We start from the raw sequence: 23824 nt of genomic DNA, 5'->3' as shown, positions 1-23824 counted from the left end.
ATTTATTGCCCCTCAGGGATTCAACGGGCCAAGGGCCGGAGCCTGCCTGGCGGATGCGGCTTTTGGCAGGGCCAGTACCGCCTGCAGCAGCGCATCACCGTTAACGCCATGGGCACCTCGGGCGTAGGCGGCTTGCTGGATTTGCGCTATGGCCTTGGCAAGCTCCGGCGACAGCCCGGCGATATCGACCAGCCGACCGCTGTAGCCCTCGGCGGCCATATAACTGCAGAGGGCATTGAGCATGGCACCGCCATCCGTTCCGGCGCAGGCGCGGCGCAGTCCGGTTAAATCCGTGCTCAAAACCTCTGATGTGCTCTGCTGAAGTTCAGGCTCTGAGGTTGTTTTACGGTTTTGCCACCAAAGCCCCAGGGTCAGCAGCCAGGCTATTGCAAACAACCCGGTCAGATAGGGCCAATAGCCGGCAGCGCCACCGGTTTGCACTGCCGGGGTTGTGGTCGCGGCGACCGCAACGGGGGCGGGTACCGCGCCCGTGACCTCAATGGTGCGCGCCGGCAGTACCGCCAGTTCCTGGCGCCTGAGTCTTGGATTCCACCAGGGCACTTCCACCTTGGGCAGGGTGTAGGTGCCGGGCGCGGTCGGCACTATGGCCTGGGTCAGGCTTATCTGGCTCACCAGCCTGCCGTTGCGCATAAAGGTCTGGCGCTGCGGCTTTTCAGGATAGGATTTGAGTGATGCCGGCAGGGGCAATTCCAGTTCCGGCAAGCTGGTTTCATCGGTATTGGATGCCACCAGGGTAACGGTTCGGGAAATGGGGGCCCCCACCTCAAATTCCTGCTTCTCCTCGGTGAAGTTATCTTTCAGCAGCGCCAGATCGCTGACAAAGCCTTTGGGATCGAATCCCGCCGGCAGCGGCAGTACCTTGAGACTGCTGTCTTCGGCCTTGGCCTGGATGGGGCGGCTTTCGTTGAAACTGAACATACCGCCACGGCGCGGGGCTTCCACCAGCACGTCGCCCTCGAAGCGGGCGCCGCGGAGCGCTTGCTCTCCGGCCTTGTCGGCAATGATGCCATAGGTGCGCTCTATAACCCGCAGGCGGCGACCGTCAACAATCTCAGTGCCGTCCTTGTCTTCACCCAGCTGTTTGATTTGGGCCCCCTCCAGCACAGGGGCGCTGAGCACCCCACGCTGCAGCTCCTGGGCCAGGAACAGCTTGACCTTGTAGGTGATAAGCTGGCCCACATAGGCTTCGCTGGTGGACAGGCTGGTCTCCAAATACAGGTTTTTCATCTTGACCGGCTCGGCATCGGCGGCCAATACCGTGAGCTTGATGGGCTCGGACGATATACCGTCGAGGCTGAAGGCGGGAATGGTCAGCTCGCCGGGCTGTTTGGCGGCCAGCAGGATCTGCCAGCGGGTTTCCCTGTGGGTGTCGAAATTGAGCATCTGGGTGGAGCGACTGATGCTGGTTCGGCCGACGATAAAGTCCTTCAGCAGGGCTGACGTATCGAGTTTGCCGGCGTCAATTTCATCATCGGCACTGATGCTCAGCACCAGGTATTCGTCCTGGGCGACAGGGTTTTTGTCCACTGTGGCTTCCAGTTTGCTGAGTGCCCAGGCGGGGCCAGTTACAAGTGTGGTCAGCAGGAGAGCAAATGCGATTCTTACCACTGTTCCTTTTCCTTCCTGTGTTCGCCGCGCGCCCGGCGCAGCTGATATTCAAGTTGCATCTTGTTACGCAGCAGCACCGAGGGGTCGTCGTTGATGACCCGCAGGGCACGCTCAGTCTGGGGTGACATTTGTCCTGGTTGCTCGGTGGCCGTCAGGGCGGTGGCTTCTTCCCCATCCTCAGGTGCCTTGTCAGCGCCAGCCATGGCTTGTGTGGCCGACTGTGCCTTTTCCGGCTCTCCTTCGTCGACCCCGGCTTGAGTCCCGGCGGCCTGCGTGCCTGCTTGCTGCTGTTTGTCAGCGGCCTTGGGGTCAGCCTGCATTTGCGCGTCGTTGTTCTGACTGCTGCCGGAGTTGCCTTGCCCACTGTTCTGCTCGGACTCGGCTTGCTGCTGGCCTTCTTGCCCATCCTGCGGTGGGTTGTCATTTGCCGCAGCATCATCCCCGGCGCCTTGGTTGTCGGATGAGGATTCCTGCTGCTCAGGGTTTTGGTTTCCCGAACCCTGACCGTTTTGCTGACTTCCCTGAGACTCTTGTCCCTGTTGATCATCATTGGCGCTGTTATCACCCGACTGACCCTGTTGGCCATTGGCGTCATTATCGCCCGATTGGCCCTGGTCCGAGCCCGAGCCGGATTGCTGCTGGGGGGGCTGCTTGGCGAGTTGTTCCGCCAGCTTGGCATTGGCCTTGGCCGCGTCCAAATCCGGTTGTTTTTCCAATGCCTGTTGGTAGCGTTTTTCCGCCTCCTGATATTGCCCCAGCTGCATCAGGCTGTTGCCCTGGTTATAGAGGCCCATGGCGGAGTCGTCCTGCTCAAAATCCTTGAGGGCGGACTCGTAATCACCGGCCCGATAATGGGCAGCCCCGCGCCAGGTGGGCAGGGTAAAGCTGTTCGCCGCCTGCTGGAATTCGCCCTGTTTAAATGCCTCCATGGCCTGTTGATCCCGGGTCTGAAACAGTGCGGCCTGGCTCTTGCCCAGTGGCAAGATACAGGCAAGCAGCACGGCGGCTGGCATGCCGAAGCGGAAACTGAGCAGCACCGGCAGCAACAGCAGCAGGGCAATGTAGGGGCCGAGATCCTGCCAGCTGTCACCGGTCAGTTCTGTGGCCTTGGCATCTGTGCCGCGCTCAAGCCAGTTAAGCAGCAGTGGCAATTCGCTGCCGTCATTTCTCGCCGCCAGCGCCATGCCGTCGCCTTTGCGGGCAAGATCGGCGAGCCTGGCCAAATCGGTTTTCACTATGATCAGCTCATTGCCTGAGTCGCGCAGCAAATTGCCATCGGGCAACCTGATGGGGGCCCCCTGCGGGGTGCCAAATGCCAGGATGGACAGTCGATATTGACCGCCATCGAGCAATTCGCTGGTGTCGCGATATTCTGTATCGCTGATCCCATCGGTCAGCAGCAGTATGTCGCCCTTGAGGTGACCGCCCTGTTTAAGCAAGTCCATGGCCCGGCGCACACCCTGGCTCAAACTGGAGCCGCGCACCGGCATGATGTCCGGTGACAGGGTTGGCAACAAATTCAGCAGGGTATTGCTGTCGCGGGTCAGGGGCGCAATGGTAAAGGCGTCCCCGGCATAGGCCACCAGACCGGTTTCCCCCTCTGACAGGGAACGGATAAGGTCGGTGGCGCGAAATTTTGCCTGGGTCAGGCGATTGGGCGCGAGATCCGTGGCATACATGGACAGGCTCATGTCCATCAGCAGCACCCGCCCGGCATCGGTGGCAAACACCGGCAGGGCCTGCTTTTGCACCGCGGGGCCGGACAGGGCCAGCACGGCCACCAACCAGGCGGCACCCAAGATGCCTATGCCCTTTGGACGGGCGCTGTTTGTGCCGCTCAGCAGCACGGCGGCCAGATGTGGTGCAATGTAAGCATTCCAGGCGCCACGGCTGCTGCGGTGGCGGTAGAGCCACCAAAGCAGCGCCAGCAAGGGCAGCAGCGCCAACAGCCACCAGGGGCGGATAAAATGCAGGCTCATGGTTGCGCCTCCGCAAAACGGTGCCGGCCGCGCAGTGCCAGCCAAAGACTGAGCAGCAGCGCCAGGGACAGTGGCAGGTAAAAGAGATCGGCACTGGGCCTGAAGCTTTGCTGATCCCGGCTCACGGGCTCAAGTTCGTCTATGGCCTGATAGATTTGCTCCAGCTCTTCGGTATTACGGGCGCGGAAGTATTTTCCGCCCGTGGTGTTGGCCAGGGATTGCAGCTGGGCTTCGTCCAGATCCATGGAGGGATTGACCCGCTCGCGGCCAAACAGGGTGCGACGCTCCATGGCTTCGGCACCCACCCCGATACTGTAGATCTTGACCTTGCGCTCGGCGGCAATGGCGGCAGCCTGGTCCGGGGCCATGTCGCCGGCATTGTTGGAGCCGTCGGTGAGCAGCACCAGGATGCGGTTGCTGTCTTCGAGGTTGTCAAAGCGCTTCACTGCCAGGGCAATGGCTTCGCCTATGGCGGTTTGTTTGCCCACCAGACCAATTTGAGCCTCGCGCAGGTATTGCGCCACCGAGCGCCGGTCCTGGGTTAAGGGCGCCTGCAGGTAGGCGTGATCGGCAAACAGGATAAGGCCCAGACGGTCGCCTTTACGGCGTTCAATAAAGTCGCTGACCACTTGCTGGATAAGGGTAAAGCGGTCGACGGTGGCGCCGTTCAGCACCATGTCTTCAATCTGCATTGAGCCGGACAGGTCCACCGCCAGCATCAGATCCCGCCCCTTGCTTGGCAGTTCAATGGGATCGCCAAGCCATTGGGGCCGGGACAATGCCAGTAACAACAGGGCCCAGAGCAACAGCAGGGTTTTGCGGCCAGCGGCCGATGTGCGCTGCAGCTTGGGCCGCGCCAGGCCTGCCACTCCGGGCAGATGCAGCCGGGCATCGCTGTCCCGGGAAGCGTTGTTTTTTATCAGCAGCGGCAGGGGTAACAGCATCAGCAGCCAGGGCCAGGCCAGGGTCAGCATGGGAACCTCCCGGCAAGCCATCTGGGCGCCTGTTTAAGCCAGAGTTCGGCCAGAGACAGCAGGGTTTGGGCCTGCTCAGGGCTTAATGTTTGAGGTGTGTAACGACTGCCAAGCAGGACGGCAAAACCGGCATCGCCCGGGGGCAGTGCCTCGTCGAGCAAGGCGCTCCAGGCATCGCCGCCCAGAGCCGCTATTTTTTCCCTTGGGCCATAATGCAGGGCGACGCGCTTGAGCAGGGTGCTGACCTGCCAGGCCAGCTCCGGGGTGTGGGCATTCAAGTGGGACAATTCCTGCAGCGCAGCTCTCTGGGGCGCCAAATGGCGTTGCCTTTTACGTATGTACCAGGCCAGAGTCAGGCACAACAACAGGACCAGTGCCAGTATGAGATACCAGCCCGGAGCCAGGGGCCAGAGGCTGATGTCGGGCGGCAGCTGTATGTCCTGCATCTGGGCCAGCATGGGATTGCCGGCCTGGGGCTGAGTTGGGAGTGATTGAGTCAACGCAAAACTTCCAGTTGAGATTGCAAGGTGTTACCGGCGCTGATGCTGCGGGTCTGGACCCCAAGGCTTGTCATCAGGCGACAGAATTCGTCACGCCGCTGCGCTTCCCGTGCCAGCCAGTTGTGGTATCCGGCTCGGTCCAGCATTGTGTCAACGCCGGCTTCGCGTACCGGCAGCTGAATATCCGCCGGCAGCGGCAACTCACCAGTGCGCAGGGGATCGGTCATCAGGAAAGCCCCCAGTTCACAATGACGTTTCAGGGCCGACAGGGGCGCCAGACAATCGGCGTTGACGGCGCTGCCATCCGTGATAAGCCACACCAGACTGCCGGGTTTGGCGATTCTGGCCAGACGCTGGCAGGCTCGCAGCCAATGCTGACCATCGCCACTGCCCTTGCTGAAGTTGTTCAGCTGATGGCTGTGGGTTCGGCAAATGCCCTGAATAAGTTGCAATATGCCGGTGTGGCGGCTGCGGGGTTTGAGTTCCAGATGTTCGTGCTCACAGGCGATAAGGGCACCGAGGCGATCACCGTGGCGCACCGCCTGCCAGCCCAGGGTGCTGGCCAAATGCGCCGCCTGCACCGCCTGCAGCAGCAGGCTGGAGCCAAAATACAGGCTGTGGCTCAGATCCAGCAGTATGATCACCGGCCGTTCACGTTCTTCCACAAACAGCTTGGTGTGGGCCTTGCCGGTGCGCGCCGTCACCCGCCAGTCTATGGTGCGGATATCATCACCCTGCTGGTAGTGGCGCACTTCGGCAAACTCCATGCCTCGGCCCTTGATTATGCTGGCTCTGTGACCGGCCTGGGCCGCACGGGCGCGGCTGGGGCGGTCGGGCAGGGCGCGGGCCAGATCCTGGGTCGCCAATAATTCCTTTTCACTCAGATGGATGCCATCAGCAAACAAAGGCAGCTTGTTCAAGGCACGGCCACCTGGGACAGAATGTGGGCAATGACGGCGTCGGCATTGATGCCTTCGGCCTGGGCCTGGTAGCTGAGCAGCATTCTGTGCCTGAGCACATTGGGCGCCACCGCCTGGATGTCTTCCGGCGCAACAAAGTCACGCTCATTGAGCCAGGCGCGGGCACGGGCGCAGCGCTCCAGCGCCTGGGTGGCGCGGGGGCTGACACCATAGGAGAGCCAGTTGCCCAGCTCTTCGCTGTACTTGTGGCCTTCGCGGGTAGCCATGACTATGTCGACTATATATTGCTCAAGGGGTTCGGCCAGGTAGAGTTCCAGCGCCTCGGTGCGGGCTTCAAATATGTCGGCCTGGGCTATGGGATCCATCTGCGGCGGCGCCTGGTGCAGCGCCTCGCTGCGGGACAGACGCATAATTTCCCGTTCCGTTTGCGCATCAGGATAGTCCAGGTTCAGGTGCATCAGGAAACGGTCCAGCTGGGCCTCTGGCAGGGGATAGGTGCCTTCGTTTTCCAGCGGGTTCTGGGTTGCCATTACCAGGAAGAAGGGCGGCAGCTTGTAGCTCTTCTTACCAACCGTTACCTGTCCCTCGGCCATGGCTTCCAGCAGGGCCGATTGCACCTTGGCCGGGGCACGGTTGATTTCATCGGCCAGGATCAGGTTGTGAAAAATCGGACCGGACTCAAATTCAAAGGTGCCGGTCTGGGCGCGGTAAATGTCGGTGCCGGTCAAATCCGCCGGCAGCAGATCCGGGGTGAACTGAATGCGGTGAAAATCTCCCTCAACCCCATCGCACAGCGCCTTGACGGCGCGGGTCTTGGCCAGGCCCGGCGGGCCCTCTACCAAGAGGTGTCCATTGGCCACCAGGGCAATCAACAGATTTTCAGTGAGTGTTGGCTGCCCCAGGATCAGGGTGTTGAGATAGTTCCGCAATGCATGAAATCGGCTCAAAGGCATGATGCTACTCGTTTTATTCTGATTGTGAGCTATAGACCTTACCTATGGTAAAAAATTCCCGTTGTGCTTGGCTAGTGTTAAAAAAGCAAACAAGTGTTTAAAACCTGATAAAAAGAAATTAGAATCGAATCACACTTTAATGGTCCGACCTGTTGTAAGCGGTTCAGGTCAGAAAGGAATAACCAGCCGGTGGCTTTGGGCCAACAGGCATATAAAGAGGGTGGAAGATGAGTGACAGACAACAGGTAACCAACGCCCGCGGTGAGCGGATTGCCATAGTGGCAGGTCTGCGGACGCCATTTGCCAAGCAGGCGACTGCATTTCACGGGGTGTCGGCCCTGGACATGGGTAAGATGGTGGTCAATGAATTGTTGGCCCGCAGCGAATTGGATCCCAAGCTGGTGGAACAGCTGGTGTACGGCCAGGTGGTGCAGATGCCCGCCGCTCCCAACATCGCCCGTGAAATTGTGCTCGGTACCGGCATGAATGTGGCCACCGATGCCTACAGTGTTACCCGCGCCTGTGCCACCAGTTTCCAATCCACAGTGAATATTGCCGAGAGCATCATGACCGGCAATATCGAGATTGGTATTGCCGGTGGTGCCGATTCATCTTCCGTGTTGCCCATAGGTGTGTCGAAAAAGCTGGCACACGCCCTGGTGGATTTAAGCAAGGCCAGAACTCTTGGTCAGAAACTGGCCATTTTCCGCCGCTTGGGCCTCAGGGACCTGCTGCCGGTGCCACCGGCGGTGGCTGAATACTCCACCGGCCTGTCCATGGGCCAAACCGCTGAACAGATGGCCAAGAGCCATGGCATCAGCCGCGCCGATCAGGACGCCCTGGCTCACCGCTCACACACACTGGCAGCCCAAACCTGGGATTCCGGCGTGCTCCGTGACGAGGTGATGGTGGCCCACGTACCGCCCTACAAGCAATTTATCGACCGTGACAATAACATACGTGAAAACTCGGAATTGGCATCCTATGCCAAGCTGAGACCGGTGTTTGATCGCAAACACGGCAGCGTGACTGCCGCCAACAGCACTCCACTGACCGATGGTGCTTCCGCCATCCTGTTGATGAGCGAAGGTCGCGCCAAGGCCCTGGGTTACACCCCCATTGGTTACATCAAAAGCTATGCCTTTGCCGCCATTGATGTCTGGGAAGATATGCTGATGGGACCGTCCTATGCCACGCCGCTGGCATTGAAGCGTGCCGGTATGCAGCTGGAAGACCTGACCTTGGTTGAAATGCACGAGGCCTTCGCCGCCCAGGCACTGGCCAACATGAAGATGTTTGCCTCGAAAAAATTTGCCGAAGAAAAGCTCGGTCAGAGTCGCGCCATTGGCGAGATAGACATGGGCAAATTCAACGTGCTCGGCGGCTCACTGGCCTATGGCCATCCTTTTGCGGCCACGGGTGCCCGCCTGATCACTCAGGTATGTAATGAACTTAAGCGCCGCGGTGGCGGTGTCGGCCTGACCACTGCCTGTGCGGCCGGCGGTTTGGGTGCGGCCATGATAGTGGAAGTGGAGTAACAGAATATGGATAAGACTTTTAACCTGAGCCGCCGCGAAGACGGTATTGCCCTGCTGACCATGGATGTGCCGGGCGAGACCATGAATACCCTCAAGGCCCAGTTTGCCCCCGAGATCACCGCCATTTTGCAGGAGATCAAGAATGATACCAGCATCAAGGGTCTGGTGCTGATCTCCGGCAAAGCGGATTCTTTTGTCGCCGGTGCCGATATTTCCATGTTAGATGCCTGCCAAAGCGCCGAAGATGCGCGATTGCTGTCGCGTCAGGGCCACCATGTGTTTGCCGAGCTCGAAGGGTTGAATATCCCCGTGGTGGCCGCCATTCATGGTGCTTGCCTGGGGGGCGGTCTGGAACTGGCCCTGGCCTGTCATAGTCGCGTTTGCAGTGACAGCGCCAAAACCATGCTGGGTGTGCCCGAAGTGCAGTTGGGACTCTTGCCCGGCGGTGGTGGTACCCAGAGGCTGCCTCGGCTGGTGGGTATTGCCAAGGCACTGGATCTGATGTTGACCGGCAAACAGATTCGTCCCAAACAGGCTCTGAAAATGGGCTTGGTGGATGATGTGGTTCCCCAGAGCATTTTGCTGGACAGTGCCATTGAATTGGCCAAAGCAGGCAAAAAGGCGCGCAAACCTGTGAAGCAGTCTTTGGTGACCAGGTTGCTGGAAGGCACACCCGTGGGGCGCAACATCATGTTTGATCAAGCCGGCAAACAGGTACTGAAGAAGACCCAGGGCAATTATCCCGCCCCGATGAAAATCATTGACTGTGTTCGCCAGGGTATGGCCAAGGGCATGGAGAAAGGATTGGAAGTTGAAGCCAGTCATTTTGGTGAGCTGGTAGCGACAGCTGAATCTGCGGCTCTGCGCTCCATCTTTTTTGCCACCACGGAAATGAAGAAGGAAACCGGTGCCGGCGATGCAACCGCAAGACCGCTGAACAAGGCAGTGATCCTCGGCGGTGGCCTGATGGGCGGCGGCATTGCTTCTGTGACCACCACCAAGGCCAAGATCCCGGCCAGGGTCAAGGACATCAACGAGAAAGGTCTGTCCAACGCGTTGGGATATGCTTACAAGTTGCTCGACAAGGGCGTGAAACGCAGATACATGTCGGCGGCCGAACGAGACAAGTTGATGGCCTTGATGACCACTACCACCGAGTACAAAGGCGTCAAGGATGCCGACATAGTGGTTGAGGCGGTATTTGAGGATCTCAAACTCAAGCACCAGATGGTGCAGGATATTGAACGCGAGTGCAGCGAGCACACCATATTCGCGTCAAATACCTCGTCTTTGCCTATCACTCAGATAGCTGAAGTTGCCAGTCGGCCGGAAAACGTGATTGGCCTGCATTATTTCTCTCCGGTGGAGAAAATGCCGCTGGTTGAAGTGATTGCCCATGAGAAAACGTCGCCTGAGACCATAGCCACCACAGTGGCCTTTGCCCGCAAGCAGGGTAAGACCCCTATTGTGGTGAAGGACGGTGCCGGTTTCTACGTCAACCGTATTCTTGCCCTCTATATGAATGAAGCTGCGCAGTTGCTGCTGGAAGGTCAAAGTGTTGACCATTTGGACAAGGCGTTGGTGAAGTTCGGCTTCCCTGTGGGACCAATGACCTTGCTCGATGAAGTTGGCATAGATGTCGGGGCCAAGATTTCCCCTATCCTGGAAAAGGAGTTGGGTGAGCGTTTCAAGGCGCCTGCCGCCTTTGACAAGTTGCTTGCCGATGACCGCAAAGGGCGCAAAAACGGCAAGGGATTCTATGTGTATGGCAAAGCCAGCAAAAAAGGTAAGCAGGTGGATGAAAGCGTCTATGCTGTGCTTGGACTGAAACCGGCAACCGCCAGAGAGCCCAAAGAAATTGCCCAGCGCTGTGTGGTGCAGATGCTCAACGAAGCCGTGCGCTGTTTGGAGGCCGGGATCATTGCTTCCCCCCGTGACGGCGATATAGGCGCCATATTTGGTATCGGCTTCCCGCCGTTCCTGGGGGGGCCATTCCGCTATATGGACACTTTGGGGGCCGGCCAATTGGTATCAATCCTTGAAGGTTACCAAGACAAGTATGGTGACAGGTTTGCGCCAGCGCCCTTGCTCAAGACCATGGCAGCAGAAAACAAACGTTTTTATTGAAACAATTCTGCAATAAACCAATAAAAAGGCGGCAACATTTTGCCGCTTTTTTATTGCCGGCGGCAGCAAATTGCCTGAAAAAGCATCGCCGATGTTGGGGTTTTAATGTACAATTCCGGCTCATTTTTGCCGCTTGGGCTGTTAAGCAAAGTGCCGGGGAGAAGTCATGGCTCTGTTATTGATGGTGTTGGCGAGTGTCGGCTCAGCCTGGTATTTGGGAATAACGGCCTTCCATTCAGGCATGCCTGTCAGGCGTTGGATCTGCGCCGGTTTCCTGATGGGACCTGCTGCCTATCCGCTGTTCTCGACCCATAAACACTTGGCGGAACGAAAGCGCTTGCTTGGTGAAACAGCAGAAATATTGCTTTAAGCACAAATGATAAGGGAGCCTATGGCTCCCTTATCACTAGTCGTGAAACCTCAGTTCCACCAACCCTTGGCGGTCACTACCTGCAGTTCGGTAATACCTTTGGGCAGTTTGACTTTCTTACGTTCTGGCTTGGTCAGGCCCAGTACTTTCAGCATTGAATTCAACATAAGTAATCTCCCGGTTCCAACTTTAAACAATTAGGCAATTTCGCTGTCAAGCCAGCGGACGTTGGGAGCCCCGGCGACATGGGTGTCGAGCCAACGAACGTTAGGAGCTCCGGCGACTTGGGTGTCGAGCCAACGAACGTTGGGCGCCCCGGCGACTTGAGTATCGAGCCAACGAACGTTAGGAGCACCGGCGACTTTGGTGTCGAGCCAACGAACGTTGGGAGCACCGGCGACTTGAGTATCGAGCCAACGAACGTTGGGAGCCCCGGCGACTTGGGTATCGAGCCAACGAACGTTAGGAGCCCCGGCGACTTGGGTGTCGAGCCAACGAACGTTAGGAGCACCGGCGACTTGGGTGTCGAGCCAACGAACATTAGGAGCACCGGCGACTTGGGTGTCGAGCCAACGAACATTAGGAGCCCCGGCGACTTGGGTGTCGAGCCAACGAACATTAGGAGCCCCGGCGACTTGGGTGTCGAGCCAGCGAACATTAGGGGCCCCAGCGACTTGGGTGTCGAGCCAGCGAACGTTGGGAGCACCAGTCAGTTCACTTTTATCGGTAGAGATGGATGCGGCAGCAGTTAAAGACACCAGGGCTATAGAGGTCACAATTCCTTTGATCATTTTCTTCTCTCTCAACAATTAGTTTTTTGACACTGAGAGAATTAATGCAGGTGTTATGCCAATATTGCTATGAATTTGAATTTATCTTGAGTTGGCGCTCAGACGTTGACTGAGAAACTCGGCCATGTCTTGCTCCAGCAGGGCACCGAACTCTGCCTCGGGTAATGCTTTGCTGTAGATGTAGCCTTGGATCTCTTCACAGTTCAGCGCCCGCAGTATATTAAGCTGCGAGGGGACTTCGACGCCTTCACCGACCACTGTCAGGCCCATGTTGTGAGCTATGGTTATGATGGAGTCGACCATCTTGAGATCACGGTCTGATTTATCAATGTCATCGACGAACGCCTTGTCAATTTTCAGACTGTGGATGGGGAAGCGCTTAAGGTAAGACAGCGATGAATAACCGGTCCCGAAATCATCCAGCGCCAGGTGTACCCCCATCTTGGATAGCTGTTGCATAACCTTGATGGCCTTCTCAGGCTGCTTAATCACTGTGCCTTCGGTGATTTCCAGTTCAAGATTGGCTGCCGGCAGCTGCGTCAGCTGTAAAATAGACTCAATGCGTTGTTGCAGATCGGGGAGGGCGAATTGCCTTGATGACAAATTGATGGCTACCCGGCCATTAAACAGGCCCTTTTCACGCCATTTTTGGGCGGCAAAACATGCCTTGCGCATCACCAGCTCACCAATTTCAATGATAAGGCCGGTGTCCTCAGCCAAAGGAATAAAATCCGAGGGCGGGATCAGACCATGCACAGGGTGATTCAGTCTTACCAAGGCTTCCATACCGGCAAGGCAGGATCGCTTCAGGTCGACCTTGGGTTGGTAATAGACCTCAAACAAATCGTCGCGTAAGCCTTCCCGGATCAGGTTCTCTATTTCCAGCTGCCGGATGGCGTTGCGGTTCAAAGACTCTGAGTAAAATTGATAGCGATTACCACCCGCGGACTTGGCATGGTACATGGCAATATCTGCTTTGCGCAGCAATGCCTGTTCGTTCTGTTCATCTTCAGGGTAGAACACTATGCCAATACTGCAGCCCACCACCAATTTCTCATCGGCCAATTCAAAGGGCAATTTAAAGGCATCGATAACCCTGTGGGCAATGGCCGCACTGGAACCTATGTCTGGGTTTTTATCGATCAATATAGCGAACTCATCGCCGCCGAGACGGTACAAACTTGTGTGGTCGGGAACTGTCGCCAGGATCCGCTCCGAGACCATTAACAGCAGGTCATCGCCGACCTTGTGGCCCAACGAGTCGTTAATCTTCTTGAAATTATCGAGATCAAGCACCATCAGGGTATGATGGGTGTCCTTTTTTACCAGGTTACCCAAAGTCACCTGCAAGTTGGAGCGGTTGGGCAGGCCCGTTAACAGGTCATTGTTGGTGAGCTTTCGAAGCTCTTCTTCCTGCTGTTTTCGACGGGAAATGTCGGAGAATACCCCTACATAGTGGGACAAATCACCCTGTTCGTCGTAAATGGCGTCTACCGTGAGTTCCATCAGAAAGAAGCTGCCGTCTCCACGCGCAGCTTCCACTTCAGCGGTCCAGCGTCCTTGCTGCTTGAGCATGGCACGGATCTGAGTCGAAAAAGATTCAGGATAGCGCTGGAAATTGAACTGGCTGCCAATAAATTGCTCTCTGTCCTGTTGACATAGATTACAACAGGCATCGTTGACCTCCACAAATCGAAAATCACTGTCGAGAATAAACATGCCTTCAGAGATATTTTCGATGGCGCGTTCAAACAGCCTTAATTGTTCTTCTGCCAATTTGAACTGGTTGATATTTTTAATGGTCCCAGTCATCCGCAGAGCCTGATCTTTATCATCCCGCTCTACTATCTTGGCGCGGTCAAGGATCCATAACCAATGATCGTCCTTACTCTTGACCCGATACGCGGCCTCAAAGTGATCGGTTTCGCCATAGAAGTGGCGATTCAGAGCCTCGCGGACCCTTTCCTGATCCAATGGATGTATATTGCTCTCTTCATCAGTTGCGCCCGAACGCTGGCCGTCACGGGGGAATTCCAACGAACCCCAGATGTTGGAACGATAAATCTTGCCGGTTTCTATGTCCCAGTCCCACATTTCGTCGCCGCTGCCCCACAAGGACAGTTTCAGTCGTTCCTCACTGATGGCAATTTGGCGCTGTACTTCACGACGGCGCATCACAGCTTTAAAGATTATGCTGATGATCATCAAAATGACGAAAGTGTATGCAGTCTTTGCGGTAGCAGACAACCACCAAGGTGGTGTAACTATTATATTTAATGATTTAATGGGGCCATTTTTATTTGATAATTTGTCTGTTGTATAAACTTGAAATTGGTAATTTCCTGGGGAGAGGTTTGTGTAGGTCGCGATATTGTTACCTTTAGCAGGAACCCAATCTTCAGATAGTCCGTTCATTCTATAGCTGTAATCTACTCCAACAGAGGATGATTCTGGAGAGGAATAATAAATTGCAAAAGGGTAATCAGAGTAACCTATCTTTATGGAAGGAGCGTTATTTAATGATGTCGGAAGTAAATCGGAACCTGTAGGAATTTCTGAGTTAAATATAAAAAGCTTTGAAAGTATAGTTTTATCTTGATATTCATTTTTCAGATAACCCTTTAAATCATTAATATTCAGGACAGATAATCCTGATACACCACCGAATATTATGGAATCATCAATTATAACACCGCTTTGAGTATTGTACTCTTCTTGAGCACCAAAATCTGTAGTAATAACATGTGTTCCACTATTGTCTTTGTGATATATTTTTCCTATTGACGCCGCGTATATTTCACTGTCGCTATACACTAAAGAGTAAATAGGGCTTTCGGTACTGATTTCTGTCTCTGTACTTTTAGTCTTTTGGTTATATCTGTATACAGACTTCTCAGTTCCAAAAATAATATCGCCATCATCAGTTGACGCTAGGGAATAAACTGGGCCAGCATCAAAAATTGTAAACTCATCATCGCCTATTAAGTAAGTTAGTCCATTTTGGTGTGCTATAAAAATACCATTTAAAGGAGCGGGGAGCAAAGCAAATACAGAAACATTAGAATGTAATGAGTGCTTATATGTAATATCATTTTTTTCTAAGTCGTACCTCATAATTTCAGCGTTATCTGATGATAGCCAAAATGAGTTATCTTTTTCAGAATATTCAATAGAATACACAGATTCATTAATCAATTTAATGCTATCGCTATTGGAGCTTGCTTTTCTATATACACCGGATTCAGATGCGTAAACAATAGAGTTGTCATTAAGTAGGGTAGCGGTCTTGAATCCTTTTTCCCCTATATTAAATTTATCAATAACATTAAGGTTTTTATCTAATATGTTGACATGAACATCGTTGTCACTAACAATAATTTTTTCTTTATTGTAATTAATTGACCATATATTACTCTGATTAAAAGTTTTCACTCTCCTGACTAGATTACTTTTTTCTTTAATTATTATTAATCCATTATTTATTGGTGATAGTGCAATATAATTGTTGAATTGATATATAGATGAATTTTGTATGTTTAAATTTGCAGGTATTTCCCCAAATTCTTTTCCTATACCGTTACTTTGGTGTAAATATATTTTCCTGCCGTTTAGTGTAAGCTTGCCTTTATTGCTGTAAAATACAGAGTCGAATGAATTATTACTTATATTGTCAACTGTTTCTTGCTTGACAACCCACTCTCCGCTGTCAGTGTCAATAATTATATTTCCACCAGATTTATTAATATCTAGTGACGTATTTGCGATTAGTTTGGTTGTATTTGTCTTTGGGTAAAACCTAAAAACTTGCCCGCTATAATTCCTGACAATTAAATGTTCTGCCAAAACTATAACTTTTTTAATTAGAGAGAATGAGTTGTTTTTGTATTGACTGATAATGGATAGCTTATTATCGAGTATAAATATTTCATCTTTACTTCCGATTAAGAATCCATCATTATACTCAGAGATTGCCGATATAGGACTGTTTATTTCATTTGTATCAGTGAATACATCACGCTCAGGATCATAAATAGATAGGCCTTTGTCGGTACCAATCAATAGTTTGTTATTTCTATAAAAAAGTACTTGAATGAAAGAACTTTTAAGTCCAACAGTATTCCCTTTAGAGTATGTTTTAAACACATCCCCATCAAATCTATTAAGACCGCTCAAAGTACCAATCCATAGAAAACCGTTAGAATCCTGTACCATCGAAGTGACAGTGCTTTGAGTTAGTCCATCTGGAACACCAAATACTTCAGCTTGAAGCAAAAAAGGAGATTCAACATTCATTTCGCTACTAACTGATTGGGCGTGATCTTGGGCAATCGCAAAATTTGCGATTGCAAAAAGGCATAGAAGGAAACAAGTTTTCAGCGCAGTGGGCATAATGGTTGTCTTAGTTATTATCAGCTGATGCAATGATACTTTGGTGTAAGCTAACTTTTTCAGAAAGTGTGTGATTTGTCAAAATTCGTAAGAAAAAAGTCTTTTCATAGCAGACGGATGGGTGAAATTTCTGCAAATGCTTAGACCTTTGGGCCGTGGCCCTCTCAGCATTATCTGTTCAATCATCGAGTCAAAGGTCTTTTGGCAAAAGCATGGGGTTATTATTTGGCCAAAGTCAGATGGAAAGTTAGAAAGTGAACTTGTCAGCCTGAAGTTTGAAGCTGCGGAGGTCTGTGATCATCTTGTCCGAGGTCAGGGGTTGCTGGTGCCTGTGTTGTTCGCCGCAACTGAACAGTACCAGGCGGTCGCAATGCTTGGTGCGCATTTTTTGCATCATAAAGCGGATCAAATCGGCACGGGTCAGTTGTTCGATTTCCTCAACCACCAATTCCCTTTGATTAAATCCGTAGTCCTTGTTGCCTATGCTGGACCAATACCTCTGGCTGCGAGTCTTGAGGTTGGCATCGTGTTCCATGATTTGGTTGATGAGCCCCGACTTGGTGTCTTCCCACTGTTCCTTGGTTATCTGCATGATGGCGTAACTGAAGTCGGCAATGAATTCGTCTATGGCTTCCAGTAACTGTAGTGGTCCGGCGGTGGGGGACTGGATATAAAAGATCATCCCCGGATGCCTGTTTAGCGGCAAATACCCCGTGCCTACCATGTAACCCAGCTGCTGTTTAGTACGCAGCTCGTGGAAGAAAGTGGATGACATGGCATGGTTAAGCAGGCTGAACAGGGCCATTTTTGTGGGATTGGCCACAGGTGATTGGTAGTAAACCAAGATGGCACTGTCCTGATGGGCAATGCTGAGTTCGCGAAGCAGGGTGCCATTGCCGCGTAAATCAATGAGCTCCCGCGCTGATTCGCCGCTGGGGCTGGACACCAGGGACAGCAGATGGCTCAGGCGTTTGCCCAGCGCCTTGGCTTCTTCCTCAAGCCAGTCACCGTAGACCAATCCTTCCAGATAGATGCGTTCATAAAAGCTTCTGACATGTTCGTGCAGATCTTCCAGGGTGATGTCTTCGAGCATCTCCGCCATTCGTCTTGGCTCATAACTGCGACGCTGCAAGGTCACCGTCAGGCTGGTGAACAACTGGGAAATGGGTTTGGCCTGGGCAGAGTTGTACCAACTGCGCAGCAATTGCCGCTTGATTATGTTGAACCGCTCTTGGGTGAAGTTGCGTTCCCTGGCCTTGTCTATCAACAGTGCCAGCAGGGTCTCCTGGTTACCCGTAAACCCCGTGAGGTGCAGCGTCAAGCCTCCCTGATGGGGATAAATGTTGTAGCTGAGTCCGGCAACCTCCGCCTGATAGGTGGGCTCAGTCAGATAGTCCAGCAACATCTCCACATAGAGGCGGGTGAGGGCAGCGTGGCGTGGTGTCGGGCTGGCCTGCTCCGAATCCAATGACAGATACAGGTGTCCCTTGGGCACGTTGAACTCATCATCTTTTTTGTGCCAGATCCGGTAACCCGGCGCTTCCGCAACTGTAATGGGCACAGGTGAACTGGCCTTGTCTGGACGGGCCTGAGAGTCACTGACAATGAAGGGATTGGGCTCAGGCAATTTCAGTTCTGCTCTGATGCCGTCCACCTGCCAGCGCGCAATTTCCCCGGCACTGAAGGCCTTAACCTCGTATGGGGTGTGGTACCATGCGGCCCTGTTTGAGGTATCAACCTCCTGGCTGACCAACTGCAGACGCATGTTGTCCGCTGTCATCATATCCAGGAGTGTCAGTACCTCTGCTTTATCCAAACCATCCATACGGTAATCACCGAATACCAGATCTTCACGGTGGTAATGGTGCATGTTGATGCTGAGGTGACTGGCCAAATCCAGCACCTTGATTTGTTCCTGGTACCGAAACGCCAACGCCAGCAGATTGCTGCGCTCTTGATAGCGCCAATCTTCCAGCCCCTGCTCACGCACCAGACTGATGTATTCAAAGCTGGCGAGAATAATGTCATCCAGGTGCTGCAGGCCACGATCAGTCAATTGAAAACTGATGTTGTAATCCTTGAAGTTGTAGCCATTAATGCCGCCACCGGCCGACAGTTGATTTACCCATCCCTGCTCCTTGAGGTATGACAACAGACTGCCGGGACTTTCATTTCCCAGCAGATGGCTCACATAGGTGAGGGGTTTGTGGCGGTAATAGCGGTCAATTCCGGGCAGGGCGAAACTCATGGTCAGGCGTTTTTGCTCCTTAAGCGGCACTATCTGTACCCATTGGCAAAGCTGTTCCTTCCTGTACAGAGGTTCGTCAGGATAAGACTTGCTGAGGTTGTGGTTGGGTATAGCGGCAAAAAACTGCCTGGCCAGGCTTTCCTGGCGCTCCAGACTCAAGGGGGCCACCAGACACAAGGTCATCAGGTTGGCGCTGTAATGAGCTCGGTAAAAGGCCAGCAGTTCTTCCCTCAGATCCGCTTGCTCACCGCCCAGGGTTTCCAGATTACCCACCGAGAATTTGCTGAAAGGGTGGGCCGGATTGATAGTTTCCTTGTGCACCTGGTAGATGCGGCGCACATCATCCTTGAGTTTGAGGCTGAACTCTGACTCTATGGCCCGGCGCTCCCGGTCCACCAGTTCCAGATTGAAACTCGGGGCAATGAAAAACTGGCTGAATCTGTCCAGGGATTCTTCAAAGGCATCGGCATGAATGCTGAAAAAGAAGTTGGTGTGCTCGGTGCCCGTCCAGGCGTTGTTGCTGCCACCATGCTGATTGATAAAGGCGTGATACTCACCGGGATCGGGAAATTTTTCCGTGCCCAGAAACAGCATGTGCTCCAGGAAATGGGCCATACCAAAGCGGGAGGCAGGATCGTCGAAGTGACCCACATTGACCGCCATGGAGGCGGCGGCTTCACTGCTGTGTTTGTCTTCCACCAAGAGCACCCGCAGGGCATTGTCCAGCGTCAGATACAGGTAGCGGCGGTGATCGTTGGGACTGGCAATGAGCGAATTGCTGCTGGACAAGTGGGTGTCTCCCCGGGTGTTTTTGCTCGTTATATATTGAGCGGCGAAGCCCTTTTTAGCAAACATCTCTTGTGCTTATCGACCAAAGATTAAGACAAATGCAGTTTGTTCAATCAGGAATTCGGGCTACAATTGGCGCGAACACTGAGATATCCGGGTGACAATAATAAGCATGCAACTATTTTTGATGAGACACGGCGAAGCCAGCTACCAGGCTCAGACGGACAGAGACAGGATCCTGACCGACACCGGACGTTATCACACCCGCTTGATGAGCAATTTTCTTAACGGTCTGGTGACTGAATTTGATCTGGTGCTGGTCAGCCCGTATTTGCGGGCACAGCAGACCTGGCAGGAAGTCAGCAGTCATTTTCCTGAGCCGCGCAAGTGGCTGGTGCTCGATGAGCTGGTGCCCTCTGCCGATCCAACGCTTGCGGCCGATCTGGTCAGGGCCTACGCCGAGCAATTCAAGGCCGACAAGGTGTTGGTGATTGCCCATATGCCGCTCTTGGGGTATATGGTGAGCGAATTGGTCCGCGGCACAGAGCCGCCGCTGTTTGCCACCTCCGGCGTGTGTCTTATCGATGTGCATATGGAGCAGGCACATCAGGTGTGGATGAAAGCGCCCCATAACATCAGCTGATTAACAGCATTAAGCCGATAAAAAAGCAGCCCCGGGCTGCTTTTTTGCTTTCTCATCTAACGCGGCATCAGCGCCTGAAGGGCTGATCGCCTATATCCACCAGTACCAGTAAGGCGGCATCGCCCCCCCATTCCTTTGGCGCCTGATGGAAAGCCTTAACCTTGGGATGCTGCGCCAGCCACAGGGGTAACTGCTGCTTGAGAATGCCGGTGCCATAGCCGTGCATCACGCAGCAGCATTGGCACTGTTCCCTGATACAGGCTTCCAGCAGGGCGGCGAGTTCCAGCTTGGCCTCGGTCTGACGCATACCGTGCAGGTCCAGGATCAGATCCGGCGGATAATCGCCGCGGCGCAGCCGCTTGAGTTCCTGCTTGTCCGCATGTTCGGCGCGCCAACGCATGGGGCCGTCGCTTGGCAGCAACGGCTGAAAGGTATCGGAAAAATAATGCTGCACCGCCAATTTGGGGGCCAGTTCCTGGCGTACCACCTTGGCTGGCAGCGGCGTACCGAAATGTTGTTTGTCCTGGGTCAGGGGTTTAACGCCCTTCACCAGTTCCTGGAAGGCCTCCAGGCCCTCGTGATTCAATGCTTTGTTCATCGGGCTATTTTATTGAATCCTGTGTCAACTGAACAGACTTCAGTTACAATGGCGGCAATTTTGGATTGCGGGAGCCTCCCTTGGATAAGATTTTTGTAGACGAAGCCGTCACCGAGCTGAGAACCATAGGCGACATGCTGCGCTGGGCCGTCAGCCGTTTCAACGACGCCAACATTTATTACGGTCACGGTACAGATAACGCCTGGGATGAAGCCGTCTCTTTGGTGTTTCACGCCCTGCACCTGCCGGACAACCTGGGCACCACGGTTATCAACGCCAATCTCACCAGCAGTGAAAAGCACAAAATTGTTGAGCTGATCATCCGCCGGGTGCGCGAGCGTATTCCCGTACCTTACCTGACCAACAAGGCCTGGTTTGCCGGACTGGAATTCTATGTGGATGAGCGGGTATTGGTTCCCCGTTCGCCCATCGCCGAGATGATAGAGCAGCGTTTCAGCCCCTGGTTGTACAACAAGCCGGTCAACCGTATCCTCGACCTGTGCACCGGCAGCGGCTGTATCGCCATCGCCTGTGCCCACGCCTTTGAAGAGGCCGAGGTCGATGCCCTCGACATCAGCGAAGATGCCCTGAACGTGGCGCAGATTAACGTCGAGACTCTGGGCGTAATGGAGCGGGTGTTCCCCATGGCCTCGGATCTGTTCTCCGCCATTCCAAGGGCGCCGCAGTACGATCTTATCGTCTCCAACCCTCCCTATGTGGATGCCGAAGATCTGGGCGATATGCCGGAAGAGTATCATCACGAGCCGGCACTGGGTCTGGCCTCGGGCCGAGACGGTTTGGACCTGACCAAGCGTATCCTCGCCAATGCCGCCGACTACCTGACCCCCAATGGGTTGCTGGTGGTGGAAGTGGGCAATTCCATGGTGCACCTGATTGAGCAGTTCCCCGAAGTGCCGTTCACCTGGGTCAGCTTTGAGCGTGGCGGTGACGGGGTCTTTGTTCTGACCCGGGATCAGCTTGTTGAAAATGAATCACTGTTCGCCATCTACAAAGATAGGGAATAATGTGTTGCAGCCGTCGGGCCCATAAGGCCCGGCGCTAACCCTTAAACGGGTTACTCCATCTCCTTTCGGTCAATCAAGAGGTACAGCAGGCGCATGGCGGGTAACAGCATAGGTCAGAATTTTGTCGTCACGACTTTCGGTGAAAGCCATGGCAAGGCACTGGGTTGCATTATTGATGGCTGTCCTCCCGGCCTGGAATTGACCGAGGCGGATATGCAGCTCGACCTTGACCGTCGTCGTCCCGGCACCTCAAGGTATACCACAGCCAGACGCGAGGCCGACGAGGTCAAAATTCTTTCCGGTGTGTTCGAAGGCAAAACCACGGGCACTTCCATAGGTCTGTTGATTGAAAACACCGATCAGCGCAGCCAGGACTATTCCAATATCAAGGATCTGTTCCGTCCCGGCCATGCCGACTACACCTACCAGCAAAAATACGGCCTGCGGGATTATCGCGGCGGTGGCCGTTCCTCGGCCCGGGAAACCGCCATGCGGGTGGCGGCCGGTGCCGTTGCCAAAAAATACCTCAAGCAGGTGCATGGCATAGAAATCTATGGCTTTTTGTCACAGCTGGGTCCCATAGGCTATGAGGCGTTTGACCGGGAGCAGATTGAGCAGAATCCGTTTTTCTTCCCCGATGCCGGCAAGCTCGACGCCCTGGATGAATTCATGCGCGAGCTGAAAAAATCCGGCGACTCCATCGGCGCCAAGGTGTCCGTGGTGGCCACCAATGTGCCCGTGGGCCTGGGTGAGCCTGTATTTGACCGCCTGGATGCCGACATAGCCCACGCGCTGATGGGCATCAACGCGGTCAAGGGCGTGGAGATCGGAGACGGTTTTGCCGTGGTGAACCAGAAGGGCTCCGAGCATCGGGATCTTATGTCACCTCAGGGTTTTGCCAGTAACCATGCCGGCGGTGTGCTCGGCGGCATTTCCTCGGGTCAGCCCGTCATCGCCCATATGGCGCTTAAGCCCACATCCAGCATCAGCATTCCCGGCGAGAGCATGACGGTGCAGGGCACCACGGCCGAGGTGGTAACCAAGGGCCGTCACGACCCTTGCGTTGGCATTCGCGCCGTACCCATTGCCGAAGCCATGCTTGCCATAGTGCTGATGGATCATCTGCTGCGCCACCGCGCCCAAAATCTGGACGTTCACAGCCAGACCCCCGCCATCGGAATGCGTTGATGACCCGAACCATGAGCACTGAGGCACAATTGCGCTGGCTCAGTGCCTGTTACTTTTTCTTTTTCGCCATTCTCGGGGTCATGGTGCCCTACCTTGGGGTCTTCTTTGACGCCAGGGGCTTCAATGCCAGTGAAATCGGTTTACTGCTGGCGATCCTGATGGCCACCCGCATTCTGGCCCCCAACCTGTGGGCCATGGTCGCCGATCGCACCGGCATGCGCGCCGAACTTATCAAGCTTGGGGCCGGGGCAGGGGCCCTGACCTATGTCAGCTTCTTTTATCCCGGCAGCTTTGGCTATATGGCCCTGAGCCTGGCCATCTACACCTTTTTCTGGAATGCCATCCTGGCGCAACTGGAAGTGATCACCCTGGAAACCCTGGGAGACAGGGCCCACAGGTACGGCATCATCCGCAGCTACGGCAGCCTGGGCTATATCTGCCTGGTGGTAGGGGCAGGCTTTGCCATAGGCCAATGGGGCCCGGAAATTCTGCCCTACATTGGCATGACGCTGTTTGTCGGCATGTTGGCCAGTTGTTTGCCCTTGCCGGCCAACCGGGTCAAGGTAGAGGCTGAAGCCGCTGGCGGCTTCAGCCTGCGGGGGCCCATCGCCTGGTTTTTACTGTCGGCCATCTTGCTGCAAATGAGCGCCGGGCCCTTTTACGGCTTTTTCGTGCTCTACCTCAAGCAGGCAGGTTATACCGAGTTTGCCGCGGGCCTGGCTGTGGCCCTCGGGGTAGTGGCCGAGATCCTGATGTTTATGCTGGCACCACGTCTGCTGGGCCGCTATGGCAGCAAACCGCTGATGTTTATCAGTATCCTGCTGACCAGCGCCCGCTGGTTGATGATGGCCTTTGGTGTCGATAGCCTGTTTTGGCTGGCACTAAGTCAATCGCTGCATGCCTTTACCTTTGGTCTGGTGCACGCGGCATCCATTCAGTTTATTCACCAACAGTTTGACAGCCGTCGCCGCAGCCAAGGCCAGGCCCTGTATGCCAGTCTGAGTTTCGGCGTGGGCGGCGCCATAGGCACCTGGCTCTGTGGCCATATCTGGGGCATAGATCCTTCTTTGTGCTGGGTTTTCGCCGCCGTGTGCGCCTTGCTGGCCGCCTTGGCTGTGCTCCCCCTGCCGGGACGGGTTAAACCTAACTGATTTTTTGTTGGA

The 23824-nt window shown here is 54.3% G+C and carries 17 protein-coding genes; 8 read left to right on the top strand and 9 right to left on the bottom strand.

Going from position 1 to position 23824, the window contains the following annotated elements; genetic code table 11:
- Positions 1–12: 12 nt before the first annotated feature.
- Genes JYB84_RS11105 through JYB84_RS11080 form a run of 6 tightly spaced genes read right to left on the bottom strand, consistent with a single transcriptional unit; the run spans position 13 to position 6955 of the window.
- Positions 13–1629, bottom strand: a complete 1617-nt coding sequence (locus JYB84_RS11105; protein WP_207320151.1) for a BatD family protein — start codon at positions 1627–1629, stop codon at positions 13–15.
- Positions 1623–3608 carry a vWA domain-containing protein gene (locus JYB84_RS11100; RefSeq protein WP_207320150.1) on the bottom strand — a complete coding sequence of 662 codons (1986 nt, stop codon included), beginning with the start codon at positions 3606–3608 and terminating at the stop codon, positions 1623–1625. The genes JYB84_RS11105 and JYB84_RS11100 overlap by 7 nt, the downstream gene beginning before the upstream one ends.
- A complete protein-coding gene (locus JYB84_RS11095) occupies positions 3605–4582 on the bottom strand; it encodes a vWA domain-containing protein (protein ID WP_207320149.1) in 978 nt (325 codons plus the stop codon). Before JYB84_RS11095 ends, JYB84_RS11100 begins: the two co-directional genes overlap by 4 nt.
- Entirely contained in the window at positions 4576–5082 is a 507-nt protein-coding gene (locus tag JYB84_RS11090) for a DUF4381 domain-containing protein (RefSeq protein ID WP_207320148.1), read from the bottom strand. The genes JYB84_RS11095 and JYB84_RS11090 overlap by 7 nt, the downstream gene beginning before the upstream one ends.
- On the bottom strand, positions 5079–6002 hold the full coding sequence (locus JYB84_RS11085) for a DUF58 domain-containing protein (RefSeq protein ID WP_207320147.1): 924 nt from the start codon (positions 6000–6002) through the stop codon (positions 5079–5081). Before JYB84_RS11085 ends, JYB84_RS11090 begins: the two co-directional genes overlap by 4 nt.
- Positions 5999–6955 (bottom strand): AAA family ATPase, encoded by a 957-nt coding sequence (locus JYB84_RS11080; protein ID WP_207320146.1) that lies wholly within the window; start codon positions 6953–6955, stop codon positions 5999–6001. The genes JYB84_RS11085 and JYB84_RS11080 overlap by 4 nt, the downstream gene beginning before the upstream one ends.
- Positions 6956–7182: 227 nt before the next feature.
- On the opposite strand from JYB84_RS11080, the gene fadI reads away from it, so the two are divergent.
- The 4 genes from fadI to JYB84_RS11060 all read left to right on the top strand — a co-directional run bounded on the left by fadI (position 7183) and on the right by JYB84_RS11060 (position 11742).
- Positions 7183–8493, top strand: a complete 1311-nt coding sequence (gene fadI, locus JYB84_RS11075) for an acetyl-CoA C-acyltransferase FadI (RefSeq protein ID WP_207320145.1) — start codon at positions 7183–7185, stop codon at positions 8491–8493.
- A 6-nt stretch (positions 8494–8499) separates the two neighbouring features.
- Positions 8500–10620: a fatty acid oxidation complex subunit alpha FadJ gene (gene fadJ, locus JYB84_RS11070; RefSeq protein ID WP_207320144.1), complete on the top strand. Its 2121-nt coding sequence runs from the start codon at positions 8500–8502 to the stop codon at positions 10618–10620.
- A 166-nt stretch (positions 10621–10786) separates the two neighbouring features.
- Positions 10787–10990 carry a hypothetical protein gene (locus tag JYB84_RS11065; protein WP_207320143.1) on the top strand — a complete coding sequence of 68 codons (204 nt, stop codon included), beginning with the start codon at positions 10787–10789 and terminating at the stop codon, positions 10988–10990.
- Between the two features lie 245 nt (positions 10991–11235).
- Positions 11236–11742, top strand: coding sequence for a hypothetical protein (locus tag JYB84_RS11060; protein ID WP_207320142.1), 507 nt, complete (start codon positions 11236–11238; stop codon positions 11740–11742).
- A gap of 120 nt (positions 11743–11862) precedes the next feature.
- On the opposite strand, the gene JYB84_RS11055 is transcribed toward JYB84_RS11060, so the two are convergent.
- Positions 11863–16170: an EAL domain-containing protein gene (locus tag JYB84_RS11055; RefSeq protein WP_207320141.1), complete on the bottom strand. Its 4308-nt coding sequence runs from the start codon at positions 16168–16170 to the stop codon at positions 11863–11865.
- Between the two features lie 247 nt (positions 16171–16417).
- On the bottom strand, positions 16418–19207 hold the full coding sequence (locus tag JYB84_RS11050) for an insulinase family protein (RefSeq protein ID WP_207320140.1): 2790 nt from the start codon (positions 19205–19207) through the stop codon (positions 16418–16420).
- Positions 19208–19379: 172 nt separating this feature from the next.
- On the opposite strand from JYB84_RS11050, the gene sixA reads away from it, so the two are divergent.
- Positions 19380–19850, top strand: coding sequence for a phosphohistidine phosphatase SixA (gene sixA / locus JYB84_RS11045; RefSeq protein WP_207320139.1), 471 nt, complete (start codon positions 19380–19382; stop codon positions 19848–19850).
- A gap of 67 nt (positions 19851–19917) precedes the next feature.
- Here the strand turns inward: sixA and smrB are convergent, their stop codons facing one another.
- Complete coding sequence (smrB, locus tag JYB84_RS11040; RefSeq protein ID WP_207320138.1) at positions 19918–20448, bottom strand: endonuclease SmrB; 531 nt, start codon at positions 20446–20448, stop codon at positions 19918–19920.
- Between the two features lie 80 nt (positions 20449–20528).
- Here smrB and prmB point away from each other — a divergent pair, with 80 nt between their 5' ends.
- The 3 genes from prmB (at position 20529) to JYB84_RS11025 (ending at position 23812) form a co-directional block, all read left to right on the top strand.
- Positions 20529–21473 carry a 50S ribosomal protein L3 N(5)-glutamine methyltransferase gene (prmB, locus tag JYB84_RS11035; protein ID WP_207320137.1) on the top strand — a complete coding sequence of 315 codons (945 nt, stop codon included), beginning with the start codon at positions 20529–20531 and terminating at the stop codon, positions 21471–21473.
- A 93-nt stretch (positions 21474–21566) separates the two neighbouring features.
- Complete coding sequence (gene aroC / locus JYB84_RS11030; RefSeq protein ID WP_207320136.1) at positions 21567–22661, top strand: chorismate synthase; 1095 nt, start codon at positions 21567–21569, stop codon at positions 22659–22661.
- Entirely contained in the window at positions 22661–23812 is a 1152-nt protein-coding gene (locus JYB84_RS11025; RefSeq protein WP_207320135.1) for an MFS transporter, read from the top strand. Before aroC ends, JYB84_RS11025 begins: the two co-directional genes overlap by 1 nt.
- The last annotated feature ends 12 nt before the right edge of the window (positions 23813–23824 follow it).

The organism is Shewanella cyperi (assembly GCF_017354985.1).
GTDB lineage: Bacteria > Pseudomonadota > Gammaproteobacteria > Enterobacterales > Shewanellaceae > Shewanella > Shewanella cyperi.
Note: the sequence above shows the minus strand (reverse complement) of the source record. Positions and strands in the feature narration are given on the sequence as shown.

What these genes read in the sequence shown, in the direction of transcription:
- JYB84_RS11065 (WP_207320143.1), top strand. Translation starts at nt 10,787, where the DNA reads ATGGCTCTGTTATTGATGGTGTTGGCGAGTGTCGGCTCAGCCTGGTAT.
- fadJ (WP_207320144.1), top strand. Translation starts at nt 8,500, where the DNA reads ATGGATAAGACTTTTAACCTGAGCCGCCGCGAAGACGGTATTGCCCTG.
- JYB84_RS11025 (WP_207320135.1), top strand. Translation starts at nt 22,661, where the DNA reads ATGACCCGAACCATGAGCACTGAGGCACAATTGCGCTGGCTCAGTGCC.
- JYB84_RS11060 (WP_207320142.1), top strand. Translation starts at nt 11,236, where the DNA reads ATGGGTGTCGAGCCAACGAACGTTAGGAGCTCCGGCGACTTGGGTGTC.
- JYB84_RS11100 (WP_207320150.1), bottom strand. Translation starts at nt 3,608, where the DNA reads ATGAGCCTGCATTTTATCCGCCCCTGGTGGCTGTTGGCGCTGCTGCCC.
- sixA (WP_207320139.1), top strand. Translation starts at nt 19,380, where the DNA reads ATGCAACTATTTTTGATGAGACACGGCGAAGCCAGCTACCAGGCTCAG.
- aroC (WP_207320136.1), top strand. Translation starts at nt 21,567, where the DNA reads ATGGCGGGTAACAGCATAGGTCAGAATTTTGTCGTCACGACTTTCGGT.
- JYB84_RS11095 (WP_207320149.1), bottom strand. Translation starts at nt 4,582, where the DNA reads ATGCTGACCCTGGCCTGGCCCTGGCTGCTGATGCTGTTACCCCTGCCG.
- smrB (WP_207320138.1), bottom strand. Translation starts at nt 20,448, where the DNA reads ATGAACAAAGCATTGAATCACGAGGGCCTGGAGGCCTTCCAGGAACTG.
- JYB84_RS11055 (WP_207320141.1), bottom strand. Translation starts at nt 16,170, where the DNA reads ATGCCCACTGCGCTGAAAACTTGTTTCCTTCTATGCCTTTTTGCAATC.
- JYB84_RS11080 (WP_207320146.1), bottom strand. Translation starts at nt 6,955, where the DNA reads ATGCCTTTGAGCCGATTTCATGCATTGCGGAACTATCTCAACACCCTG.
- fadI (WP_207320145.1), top strand. Translation starts at nt 7,183, where the DNA reads ATGAGTGACAGACAACAGGTAACCAACGCCCGCGGTGAGCGGATTGCC.